Consider the following 12412-nt stretch of genomic DNA (forward strand, 5'->3'; position numbering starts at 1 on the left):
TCTAGGTAGTACAATTAGGCACTTTTTTGTAACCTTAAATTTGTTTGAGTCCTTATATTTAAATATTTTAATCTATTTATTTCTTTGATTCTCAATAAAAGATGCCATAGTCTCTTTATCCATAGCTCCTGGAATATACTGAGTTACATATCCTTCCTTATCAATTATAAATGTAGTTGGAAAAGCATTAATTCCATATTGATATGCTAATGCTCCATCTTCATCAAGTGCAACTGGGAAGGTATACCCTTCTTCTTTTAAGAATTTAACCACATGTTCTCTTGAACCTTCTCTACCCAAATTAGGTGAAGCTACTCCCAAAATCACTACATCTTCATTATTTTTCTTATAGTCTTTATATAGTTGTTCTATGTGAGGCATTTCTTCTTTACATGGAGGACACCATGTAGCCCAGAAATTCAAAAATACAACTTTACCTTCATAATCACTTAATTTATGTGTCTTACCATATTGGTCTGTTAGAGTAAAATCAATAGACTTTATTCTCTCTTCATCTTTAGACCCTGATTCATTATTTCCATCATTAGGGTCTTTTTGACCATCATTACTACTAGAACTGTCTTCTTTATCCTTAGAATTTGATTGTTTATTATCTTCCTGATTACTTTCAATTTTACTATTTTGTGGGATATTAAAATGTTTGCTTATACTTCCAAATCCATTTACCATCATTAATATTCCTGATACTATAAGTATAAGCCCACCTATTTTTTTAATAATCTCCATGTTAGATTTTATCTTGTCTATGGTTTTAAATAATTTACTATAAAACATAGATGTAATTATGAATGGCAAAATAAATCCAATAGTGTATACTGCTATTAAAAGATTTGCACTAAGATGATTGCTTGAACTTGAAACCATTACTAATACAGATGCTAGTATTGGACCAATACAAGGTGTCCATCCAAAACTAAACGTAAAACCTAATATAAAAGCTGTTATTGCTTTCATTTCTTTAAACTTTACATTAAATCTTTTTTCTCTATTCAATATTGAAGATTTAATTATTCCCATGTAAAATAAGCCCATGATAATAATTATAATCCCACCAATGAACATTATTAAGTCTTTATTCTCATTAAAGAACATACTCAATACTCTTACTGATGAACCTAATATAAAAAATGTTGTCGAGATTCCAAGAGCAAAGAATATAGTATTTTTAAATAGAGAACTTCTTATAAAATTTGTCTTTCCTTCTTTTAAACTCTCTACACTACTATTTGATAATATACTCAAATAAATAGGCAAAATTGGCAATATACATGGTGAAAAGAACGACACTATACCTTCTATAAATACTAAAAATAAATTTACATTTTGCAATCTAAAATTCCTCCTTATTTTATTTCCAATATTAAAATTTTATCACTATGCTAAAATTAGATTAAAAACATTCAATTTTAATACCTTTTTACTCATAATTTAAATGAATCATTCTAAATCTCATACAAAATTTTAAGATTTATTTATCACAGTTTAAGTTTTTATTACTCCACATTATCATTTTTTCCATAACAGGAAGTAATAGTAATCCTGACTTACTTAAAAAATAGGTTGACTCTACAATGTTATTAACTAGCCTTTTTTTCTTAACTATAATTTCTTGTTCAATTAAAAAATCTAATTGTTGAGTTAGCATTTTCTTACTACATTCTGGTATAGCTCTTTGTAACTCTCCAAATCGTTTTTTATCCTTTTGTATCTCCCATATTATTATAGCTACCCATTTTTTACCTAATATACTTGATAAAGCTTCTACTGGACAATCATATATCATGTCATCTATATTGTACATTTTACTCTCCTCTTTTCTTTAATTATTAAGTAAATTGTTATAGCAGTATGTTTATAGATATTATGTATACTTCTAACTTTACTTAATTAAAATTTTTATTATATGTATACCTAAGACAAATTATTTTAAGTGTTATGTAATTAATATATCAGTTTTATATACATATCACAATTGGTCACTTTTTTGTAACTACATAGAACTTATCATAAAATCAAATTGAATAATTGTTATTAAAGTATATCTTAATTCATTTCATTAATATTTTATTGATTCTAAACTGCATATAAAACTACTCTAATATAATAAGTTCTTTGTTTAGACAACTTATCCTGTTAAACTATTTTTTTGCTTTAACAAACTTTATACAAAATGCTAGACTTCTATATTAATATTTACCCAAATTTATGCAAATTAAAAAGCCTGACCGATTACTATCAGTCAGACTTTAAACGATAAACTTATTTTTCACTTATAAATCTAATAATATTGAAATAACCTGAACCTCCCATGACTAAAGTCACAGGGTTCCTGCTTCATAGAATTTTGCATACTAAAATATGTCTTACAAACTCTCCACAGGCTATCCCCGTAGTTCCTACGGTTCTTACATACGTTATCTATTTTAAACTGTTATTAGTCTTAGTCCTTCTTTTAATATATTTATACTTGCATTTATATCTCTATCATGAGTTTCATTACAACAAGGACAAATCCATTCTCTTATATTTAAATTCTTCATTTCCTCGTTTTTGTACCCACATTTATTACATATTTGTGAACTTGCAAAGAATTTACCTACCTTTACAATTTGTCTACCATACCAATTAGCCTTGTATTCTAATTGACGAATAAATTCTGACCATGACACATCAGAAATAGAAAGAGATAGTTTACGATTTCTAGTCATATTCTTTACTTGTAAATCTTCTATGCAAATAATATCATTCTCTCGTATTAATTTAGTAGATAGTTTTTGTAGAAAATCCTTCCTTTGATTAGCTATATGTTCTTGAAGTCTTGCAACTTTTAATCTTGCTTTATTTCTATTTAAACTACCAATTGTTTTTCTCGATAGTTTTCTTTGTAATTTAGAAAGTTTGTTTAATGACTTTTGAAGATACTTAGGATTTTCTATAAATTGTCCACAACTTGAGATACAAAATTCTTTAATTCCTAAATCTAAACCTATCTTATTATTAGTATTTTCAAGTGCTTCAATCTCTATATCAGTACAACATAATGATACATAATATTTACCACTTGGTTCTTTGGATATAGTAGCATTAAGTATTCTCCCTTGAGGTACTTGTTTATCTCTTACTTTAACCATACCAATTTTAGGTAATTTTATATATTGACTACAGTACATAATATTTCCATTTGTAAAGTTAGTTCTATATGAAAATCTATTAGTTTTCTTTGATTTAAATTTAGGAAATCCTGCATTTTCTTTAAAGAATTTTTTATATGCGTTTTCTAAATCTTTTAAGGTATTTTGTAGTGAAAATTTGTCAGGTTCTTTAAGCCACTCTAATTCTTTTTTTAAATTGGTCAAATCAGAACTACACTGTTTATAAGTAAAAGTTTCTTTATTGTTTTCATAAACTTCTATTTTTTTAGAAAGATATTTATTATATACAAATCTACAACATCCAAAAGTTTTGTTAATTAACTCTTGCTGTTTTTTATTTGGATACATTCTAAACTTATAAGCTTTTTCCACTACTATCACCTCACTTTAATTGTTTTTTATGATTATTAATATACATATCCGAGTAACTTCTATTTTTCATCACCCATTATAATATTAACAAACGTAATTATTTAAAACAATTATTTGGAAGGTTTTATATTTATTTTTAAATAACATATTTAAGAACCGTAAGTCCTAACTTTTATCATTTTTGAGGTTGTCGTTCACATAAGTTCGCTACTACCTATGCAGTTCTCTTATGAACTTCTTACACTTTCATGCAAGCACAGACTATATCTTATCCTTCGGCATTATCCGTTAAGGTCTACCCACTTCCACTACCAATAGCTTGTAGTGTACTTCCCTCAAGAGGAATAGTCGTTGAAGTTTCTCCTATTCGGAGCTTACCTGCTGATTGCCCATTTTAAAGTACTTAGGGTTTAACCTTATACCATCTAACCAATTTTTTCTACTTTCGTAACTTTCACACTTAGGTTTATTTCATCCTTATGTTTTAGTTTGGTTAGCTTTAGGGGTTTCCAGCAATTCAAGTAGTATTGGATAGGTTCTATCCTATCTCTACATATAAGTTTCCCTATATGCTGACTACTTTAGCTACTAACTCACGACTAAAGTCACGAGTGTGCGTAGCTATTTTTTAATCAAAAGGTGCTATTTCATACACTTGTTGTTCTTGTAATTCTTCTATTGCATTTACTATTTTCCCGTTTCTATTTTTAAATATTTGCTCATCTAATATTATTTTCTTACTAGTTGGATTTTCCAATCTTATTATAAATTTTTCTTTATTATAGTAAGAAGGGTAACATGCTGACACAAGATAGTTCTCTGGTAAAGATATTATTTCCAATTCTCTACTTACAGATTTTTCAACAATAGATTTTTGAATCTTATTATCTATACGGTATAAAAAGAAATTGTAATCTTGTAATTGATAATTTACACATTCTTGTAGATAATTATGAGCTAAACTTGTAACTTCTAGTTCATCAAATGGTTTAGAATTCATGTATACTGCAAATGAGAACTCTACCTCTTTAAGAATTTGGGCTTTATCAGTTTTAATTCTTATATGACCTTTTTTAGTCGTATCACCAGAAGCACGTCCTGGTCTATATAATAAGTCAGGCTTCCCTAATTCATCCGTAGTAGCAAGTAAAGTCAGTGCAATTTCATCTTCAACATGTTGGTATTCTTTTATTCCTCTAGTAAATACAGTACAACTTCTGTTTTGATTTGTCAGTGTAATATTACTTTCTAATGGCTCTAAATCTATAGGCATTTCACTGTAAATATCTTCCCAGTTGTTTAAAACTCCATTTTCTCTTATTATATATCCAAATGGTAGTGATGCTATGTTTTTATTATCTTTTATATTAGTTTTTATATGAACACGTAGTCTATGATTATATACTGTATTATCAACACAAAGTTTTACATCCATTAATGGATTTTCTTTTGATAATGTAATACTAGCTTTTACATTTAACTTTCCATTAAGATATTTATTTTTTCTATCTTCTAGTGTGAGTGGTAGTAAAGTAGTACCTTCAACCACTATTTTTTCATATCCTAAAGCTTTTTCTGTAGATACTTTACCAAATAAAAGTTTTATATCCTTATCATTTTTTAATGGAGAAAAATCATAAGTATCTCCTGCGTTTGCACTGTCTTTTAATATTAAAAAGTTTGATATATAAGTTCCATCTTTAAGCTGTAAATTTAAACTTCCATCTTCATACATTATCTTATAATTATCATTAGATATAAAGGTATCATTAGATTCATTAAGTACCAACATTTCCTTGTCACTTGATTCAAAACTGACAACCTTATATCCAAGTGCAGGAAGCTGTATATTTATTCTTATTTTTAATATATAATAACCTGGCTCTTCAATAAATATATTACCAGCAGGTGTCTCTTCTAATATATTTTCTCTCGATTTAACATAAGTTTCTTCAATTATAGTGGCATCTAAATCCTCTTTAAAACAAATTTTTTTACTATCACTTACAACCTGTATCTCTTTATATCCATTAAAACTTTTAACTTCTGTATTAAATACTAAAATATCATTTTTAGATAATTTAAGCCCTTCTGAAATTTTTTTGACAATAGTATTTTCAATACTATCACATATTTCGTTCGCTTCTCTTATACGATGAAGAATATCCTCTGTCACAGTATCAGTTACACATCCAGCCAAACTATCATGTGCCTGCCCTTCTAAAAGTTTTTTCCATGTATTTATCAACAACTGATTGCTTATTTCAATCTTACTCTTTTTGGCAATTACTAGTAATGGTTCTATCCTTTTAATTAGCTTATTTTCTAGTTTATCACACGCTAATTTTATATCCATTCTACTAGAACCAATTGATTTATGTATTCTTGCAAGTACTGGCTCTCTAAATTCACCCCTGTAACTTTCTAGTGATTCTATAGATTTTACATACTTCAAAAACTCTTGATATGAGCTTATTATATATGAATATTTTCCAATATCATTAATCTCTTTAACTTTGTTTTTAAAATCACCTATTATATTCAACTGGTCATTTCCTGATGGTATTAGTACCTCATCTACATCACTATACGATTTGATAAAATCAATTGCAGGGTCTAAACGTCCATTAACATATTTTGATGAAGGCTCTAAAAGCATCCCTGTTCCATATCCATGTGGCATATTTACAGCATATATGTAACTTTCATCATTTAGGCTTTTCCATTTGAAATATGGTGATTGCACCTGTTTACCAAGATGTATTCCTCTCCAAAAGAATATATTATCAAGACCTACATGCTTTAATAATACAGGCATCTGTGCATTAAACCCAAATGTATCTGGTAAATATCCAATTTTCATATACTTACCATATTTTTTACTTTCAAAAATTCCAATCATTAAGTTTCTTAAAATAGACTCTCCTCTAGCAAAGAATGCATCTGTTTGAGTAAACCATGGTCCAATGTGAAGTCTATCTTCCTTTATTAGCTTTTTGATGATTTCTATTTTTTCTCTATGTAGTTGTACATAGTCATCCAAAATAGAAAGTTGTCCATCAAGTACAAAACTTACATCTGTATTGCGCTCTAGTTCATCAATTACATCTGTAAATAGTTGTTCACTAAGTACTAGTGCGTCTCCAGAAGTAAAATACCATTCTCTATCCCAATGTGTATGATTAACAATGTGTGCTTTTATCATTTACTCTCCTCTGTTCCTTATCTTTAATATTTAAGTCCAAAATCAATCTCTAATACTTCATTGAGTATAGGATTTATCTTAAGAATATAATTCACATACAATTTATAACTCTTCTTAAATTAATATTACATTTTAAGATTCCCACTCTGCTTCATCAAATTCATCATCTTCAAATTCATCATCTTCAATCACTGGATTTCCACGTAATACTATAACTAGACCTGCTACAATTGCTGTTCCAACTGCTATTGATAATATATACATTGGCCAGTTCTCCACTGTAAACCACCCATAAAATCCACTAATTGGAGTTGCATTTACTGAACCTAGACCAACTGCCATAGCTGAAGCAATTGCTGTTCCAATCACACATGAAGGTATTACTTTCAATGGAGATTCTACTGCAAAAGGAATAGCCCCTTCACTTACTCCAATTAACCCCATTATAAGAGATGATTTACCAGCTTCACGTAACTGCTTATTATACTTCTGTTTCGCTAATATAGTAGCAAGACCCAATCCTAATGGTGGTATAACAATTCCTACCATAGCAGCAGTATTAGGTGCATAAATCCCACTTGTTAATAATGCAAGTGATGTTGTTAAGGCTGCTTTATTAACTGGCCCCCCTAGGTCAACTGCCATCATAGCTCCAATAATAGCTGCCATTAATATCTGATTTGTACCTGATAATCCATTTAACCAATTTTCTAATCCAGTATTTAATGTAGCAAAAGGAATACCTATCACATAATTAATTAATACAACAGTGATTAACGTACCAAATACTGGTACTATGAATATTGGCACTATTGAAGCTGCTGATTTTGGTAGTTTAACATGATTTTTAATAAATAAACATGTGTATCCTGCTATTAGACCAACTGCTAAAGCTCCTAAAAATCCTGCCCCTATATCTTTAGCAATCATACCTCCAACAAGACCTGGTACAATGGCTAATTTATCAGCTATAGAAAATCCTATAAATGCAGCAATTACAGGAAACATTAATCCTAAAGCAGTGCCTCCAAAACCATCTAAGTCATGCAATAGCCTGATAATACTACTAGCACTTTCTGCATATTTAGCATCCCATATATCTGGTATATTATAGAAAGAACCACCCACACGGGATATTGCCATTATCATAGCACCTGCAATTACTAATGGAATCATATATGAGATTCCTGTTAAGACATGCTTTTTTAACTCAGAGACGGTCTTTTTTAACATTGTATTTCCCTCCACTTATTTATTGTCAATTAGCTTTAGTGCATCATTTATTACTTTCTCTGCATCCTTTATAGGTGCATTAACTGGTACTTCTAATATTTCTTTTCCTTCAAAACGTTCAGCATTTCTAACTTTAGTATCTACTGCAAATATTACTACTTCGGCAATTTGTGCATCCTTTGTAGTTAATTCATTATCGATTCCTGTAGCTCCTTGTGTTTCAACTTTTATGAGGTGCCCCATTTTTTTTGAAGCTTTCTTTAATGCTTGTGCTGCCATATATGTATGTGCAACTCCTGTCGCACATGCTGTTACTGCTATAATTTTTCTTTTCATTTCTACATATCTCCTTCATTAAATATATTAATTATTTCTTGTGCTGAATTAGCTAATTTTAATGCATCCACATTATCATCATCCATAAGCTTAGTAGCCAATTTAGATAATAATACAAGATGATTACTATCCTTATCAATGTTACTTATAGCCAGTAAGAAAATACTATCTACTGGTTTTTCATCTAACGCGTCCCACTCAATCTTATTTTTAGTTTTTGCAAATATTATAGAAGATTTCTTGACAGCATCGCTTTTCCCATGAGGAATAGCAATACCATTCCCAATACCTGTAGTTGCATGTTCTTCTCTTTCTAACACAGACTTAACATATTCTTCTTTGTTATCTACAATTCCATTTTTAACAAATATGCTACTTAATTCTTTTATTGTTTCTTCTTTTGTAGTTGTATCAAGATTAAAAACAATTTGCTCTTTTTTTAATACATCTGATATTTTCACTATATATTCTCCTCCATTAGCAAACCGTACACTTCTTTTGGTGAAGTTGCACTTAATATGTCATCTATATTTTTTTTATTGTCAATGAAGTCATAAAAAACTTCATATATTTCATCAAGCTCTAAGTTTTTATCATTTTCTAATGAAATAAAGAAAATAACTTCTACTTTTTCATTTCCCCATGTGATAGGATTTTTTAAAGTTGCAACAGATATATTAGATTTTTTAATATAACTAGGATTAGCATGAGGTGTAGCTATAGATTGAAAAGAAGTATAAGATAAATTTTCTCTCTCAATTGCACTCTCAGCGATTCCATCTCTTGCAAAACCTTTTTTTATCAAATTATCTGTTATACATTTAATTACATCTTCATAATTTAAAGCTTCAATATTTAACAAAATATTTTCTTCAAAGATTAGGTTTTTAAAAGATTTATATTTTTTAGAAGTATTCTCTGAAACATTTTGTATATTTTTTTCCAATGTTCTTATATCACTTTCATTTAAAATAGGGCTAACTATTATTGTAGGAATAGCCTCTAACTCTAAATAAATAGTACTTATCACCAAATCTGCATCAATTTTACTAGATACTAATTCTTGTACAGAAAGTATCTTCTCAATTTTTATCATAGGAAAGTATTTTTTTATCCTTGCAGATAATAATCTAGATGAGCCTAGTCCTGTACTACATACTAGAATTACTCTAACATTTTGTGGAAGCTCTTTCATTCTTTCCCTAAAAGCTTCAAAATGTAGTGCTATATAAGCACATTCATCATCATTTATCCTAATGTCATATATAAATTCAATTACCTTCTTTAAATCCAAAGCCTGTTCAAATGATAAAGAAAAGTTTTGCTTGATTGTATTTACATATGGATTTTTAATACTAAGACCGTATTTCAATCTATTTATTGATGAATGTACATGTGAAGTTAGTCCATCAATCAAATCTTTGTCATAAGCTGTCTCATACAGTGTATTTTTAATAATTTCTCGAAGATTTGAGATATTATTTGTATTTGTCTCATAGTGATTGTCTGAAGCATCTTTTAGTTCAGTAGTATCTCTATGTTGGTCAGCTGCTACTAGATGTAAGTTTATATATCCAATTTCAGATTTTGGCAACAGTATCGAAAACTTTTGCTCTAGTTGTTTTGCCAAATAATTTGTATTTAACACTTGATTATTTTCAATATTATCAACATACAAGCTTTCTTCTATATACTCACCTTTTCTAATCCTCTCTACAGCTATGGCTAAATGAATAACTAATGACTGAAATTCATAATCAGAAAACTCAAACTCTCTTTCTTTGCTGAAATTCCTAAGAATATCAATAATTATAGATAAATCATCTTCAGAAAAAATACCATTTACATCCGCTTGTATTTTTTCAAATGCCTGATAAAAGCTTTCTTGTTCTTGCTTAATATACCAGTTTCTGCTCCAAAATTTATGTATAAACTTAGCAGTGAGTTGCCTTTTATCTCTTTCACTTATGTCCAACTTTATTCCTTTACTAGGTTTTTTATATATAGAAACTCCTTCGTTTTTTAGTAATTTTTCAACCTCAGCTAAATCTCTTTCAATAGTTCCACGACTTATATATAATTCGTCAGAAATTTGTTGTATAGTAATATAATCATTGCTTTTTAACAAAATTGAATATATATATATTACTCTCTCCTCTCTAGTTGTAGGAATTTGACTTCCTTTATTATCTAGGTAAGGAAGTATCTTTTTCAAATCTCCATCAATATAAACACCTATTTTGGGTTTTCTAACTAAAGAAAGACCTATCTTTTTAAGTACTGCTTCCACTTCTTTAAGAGATTTTGAAACTGTTTTTTCTGAAACATCTAAATCATCTGCTATTTCTTTGACAGTTGTATGACCTTCTTTTAATAAAAACTTTATTATTCTAATTTCACGATTTTGAATCATATCAGTTAACATTTTCAAATTTACTCCTTCCCTTTGTTTTTATTTTAATGGAAAATGTTTTTCTAAAAAACTACTAATATTTCCTTATTAAATACGGTAATTTTGATGTATTGAACACTTTAATTTTAGATGATAAATTAAAAACTGTCTAAATTTAATATGAAAGGAAATAACCTAATGCTGACAATAATTATTGCTTTACTTCCTGTAATGGGATGGGGACTGATGCCAATAGTTGCAAACCTAAAAAAAAGTTCTCCTTATGAACAACTTTTAGGTACATCTATAAGTGCGTTTATATTTTCCACTATAATAACTTTGGTTATGCGTCCTGAGATTACATTTTTTTCATTTTTTGTAAGTATGATTTCTGGGATATTCTGGAGTTTAGGACAACTAATGCAGTTTAAAGCAATTCAAATTACTAGTGTATCTAAAGTAATGCCGATTTCAAATGGTTCACAATTGACTTTTACAACATTATTAGCTGTACTCTTATTTAATGAGTGGACTAGTTCTAAAATGTTCTTGATTGGCTCTTCATCGATATTATGTATAGTACTTGGCATACTTCTTACAAACTATCAAACAAAAAAATCTACTGATAACAATATATTAAAATGTGTAGGAGTTGTATTATTATCTTCTTTATTTTTAGCATTATACGTTGTAACTAATCAAATATTTTCAATCGAAGGATATAGAATTATATTACCTCAATCTGTGGGTATGTTGATAACTTCATTTATTATTGTTAAGTATTTTTCTAAAGAGATTGTATATAAGAAAAATGTTTCATTTAATTTAACTACTGGAGTATTGTGGTCAATAGCAAATTTAGGTATGTTTATAACAACTAATGCATTGGGGGTTACAATAAGTTTTTCTATTTCCCAAAGTTGTGTGATAGTAGCCACTTTAGGAGGTATTATATTCTTTAAAGAGAAGAAAAATAAAAAAGAATGGTTTTCTATTTCTCTTGGCATAATATTAATCATGTTTGGTGTCCTTATGTTGAGTATTATAAAGTAATTATTTATTTGTTTGAACAATTTTATTTATATATTTATAGTTAATTGTATTATTAAAATTAGTTATATAATTAAAGCCTGTAAATTTAGTTTTTAAAATTTACAGGCTACTATAATTCTATTTAATCTTAAGTTCTTCATCTTCAACAAGTTTATTTGCAACCCACTCTGTGACTTGACCTGTTATTTTAATACAGTGTTCTTTTCTTTCAGGAGACATAAAGTTATCACCATCCCACTTCTTTGTAATAACTCTACAACATGTTGCACCATATTCTTTCTTAATATAATCATGTAAATCTTTAGCATATTCAAACATCTTTGGATTCATAGTTTCACCATGAACTCTTCCATATACAATACCTAAAGCCATTTCACCTCCAGATATTGCTCCACAAAGACATTGTGATTTTCCAAGACCTATTGGAAATCCTGATGCTAACTTAGTTATATCTGGACTCAAAGGTTGACCTAAAGCATCATTTATTGTTTGAAGAACTGCTTCAGAACAAAAAAACTCTCCTTTTCTAAAGTATTCTTCTGATATTTCTCTAACCTCTTGTAAATATTCCTCTTTTGTTTTCATTTGTTTATCCTCCAATAAAATTAAGCTAAATTAAGTCTCTAAAATTCATATCACTTTCACTCA

The 12412-nt window shown here is 28.6% G+C and carries 10 protein-coding genes; 1 reads left to right on the forward strand and 9 read right to left on the reverse strand.

All coding sequences use genetic code 11. The features are described 5' to 3' along the window. Positions 1–72 precede the first annotated feature (72 nt). The 8 genes from ACTG45_RS16445 to ACTG45_RS16480 all read right to left on the reverse strand — a co-directional run bounded on the left by ACTG45_RS16445 (position 73) and on the right by ACTG45_RS16480 (position 10744). Positions 73–1350: a cytochrome c biogenesis protein/redoxin gene (locus ACTG45_RS16445; protein ID WP_021385947.1), complete on the reverse strand. Its 1278-nt coding sequence runs from the start codon at positions 1348–1350 to the stop codon at positions 73–75. A gap of 139 nt (positions 1351–1489) precedes the next feature. Continuing rightward, the gene (locus ACTG45_RS16450) at positions 1490–1822 is read right to left on the reverse strand and encodes a winged helix-turn-helix transcriptional regulator (protein WP_223152662.1); all 333 of its coding nucleotides are present in this window, start codon (positions 1820–1822) and stop codon (positions 1490–1492) included. A gap of 622 nt (positions 1823–2444) precedes the next feature. Then, the gene (gene tnpB / locus ACTG45_RS16455; RefSeq protein WP_479919406.1) at positions 2445–3554 is read right to left on the reverse strand and encodes an IS200/IS605 family element RNA-guided endonuclease TnpB; all 1110 of its coding nucleotides are present in this window, start codon (positions 3552–3554) and stop codon (positions 2445–2447) included. A 619-nt stretch (positions 3555–4173) separates the two neighbouring features. Next, the gene (locus tag ACTG45_RS16460; RefSeq protein ID WP_479919407.1) at positions 4174–6750 is read right to left on the reverse strand and encodes an alpha-mannosidase; all 2577 of its coding nucleotides are present in this window, start codon (positions 6748–6750) and stop codon (positions 4174–4176) included. A gap of 132 nt (positions 6751–6882) precedes the next feature. Further along, positions 6883–7983: a PTS fructose transporter subunit IIC gene (locus tag ACTG45_RS16465; protein ID WP_479919408.1), complete on the reverse strand. Its 1101-nt coding sequence runs from the start codon at positions 7981–7983 to the stop codon at positions 6883–6885. A gap of 15 nt (positions 7984–7998) precedes the next feature. After that, complete coding sequence (locus ACTG45_RS16470) at positions 7999–8319, reverse strand: PTS fructose transporter subunit IIB (protein WP_479919409.1); 321 nt, start codon at positions 8317–8319, stop codon at positions 7999–8001. Between the two features lie 2 nt (positions 8320–8321). Continuing rightward, entirely contained in the window at positions 8322–8780 is a 459-nt protein-coding gene (locus ACTG45_RS16475) for a PTS sugar transporter subunit IIA (protein WP_479917459.1), read from the reverse strand. Beyond that, positions 8780–10744 carry a BglG family transcription antiterminator gene (locus tag ACTG45_RS16480; protein ID WP_479920302.1) on the reverse strand — a complete coding sequence of 655 codons (1965 nt, stop codon included), beginning with the start codon at positions 10742–10744 and terminating at the stop codon, positions 8780–8782. The genes ACTG45_RS16475 and ACTG45_RS16480 overlap by 1 nt, the downstream gene beginning before the upstream one ends. 165 nt (positions 10745–10909) lie before the next feature. On the opposite strand from ACTG45_RS16480, the gene ACTG45_RS16485 reads away from it, so the two are divergent. Continuing rightward, entirely contained in the window at positions 10910–11764 is an 855-nt protein-coding gene (locus ACTG45_RS16485; RefSeq protein WP_479919410.1) for a GRP family sugar transporter, read from the forward strand. A gap of 117 nt (positions 11765–11881) precedes the next feature. On the opposite strand, the gene ACTG45_RS16490 is transcribed toward ACTG45_RS16485, so the two are convergent. Further along, complete coding sequence (locus tag ACTG45_RS16490; protein ID WP_479919411.1) at positions 11882–12349, reverse strand: C-GCAxxG-C-C family protein; 468 nt, start codon at positions 12347–12349, stop codon at positions 11882–11884. Between the last annotated feature and the right edge of the window lie 63 nt (positions 12350–12412).

Source organism: Clostridioides sp. LIBA-7602, assembly GCF_056688945.1.

Bases quoted from the DNA above. Each gene is read 5' to 3' on its own strand.
- ACTG45_RS16450 (WP_223152662.1), bottom strand. From the start codon at position 1,822: ATGTACAATATAGATGACATGATATATGATTGTCCAGTAGAAGCTTTA.
- ACTG45_RS16460 (WP_479919407.1), bottom strand. From the start codon at position 6,750: ATGATAAAAGCACACATTGTTAATCATACACATTGGGATAGAGAATGG.
- ACTG45_RS16465 (WP_479919408.1), bottom strand. From the start codon at position 7,983: ATGTTAAAAAAGACCGTCTCTGAGTTAAAAAAGCATGTCTTAACAGGA.
- ACTG45_RS16470 (WP_479919409.1), bottom strand. From the start codon at position 8,319: ATGAAAAGAAAAATTATAGCAGTAACAGCATGTGCGACAGGAGTTGCA.
- ACTG45_RS16480 (WP_479920302.1), bottom strand. From the start codon at position 10,744: ATGTTAACTGATATGATTCAAAATCGTGAAATTAGAATAATAAAGTTT.
- ACTG45_RS16485 (WP_479919410.1), top strand. From the start codon at position 10,910: ATGCTGACAATAATTATTGCTTTACTTCCTGTAATGGGATGGGGACTG.
- ACTG45_RS16490 (WP_479919411.1), bottom strand. From the start codon at position 12,349: ATGAAAACAAAAGAGGAATATTTACAAGAGGTTAGAGAAATATCAGAA.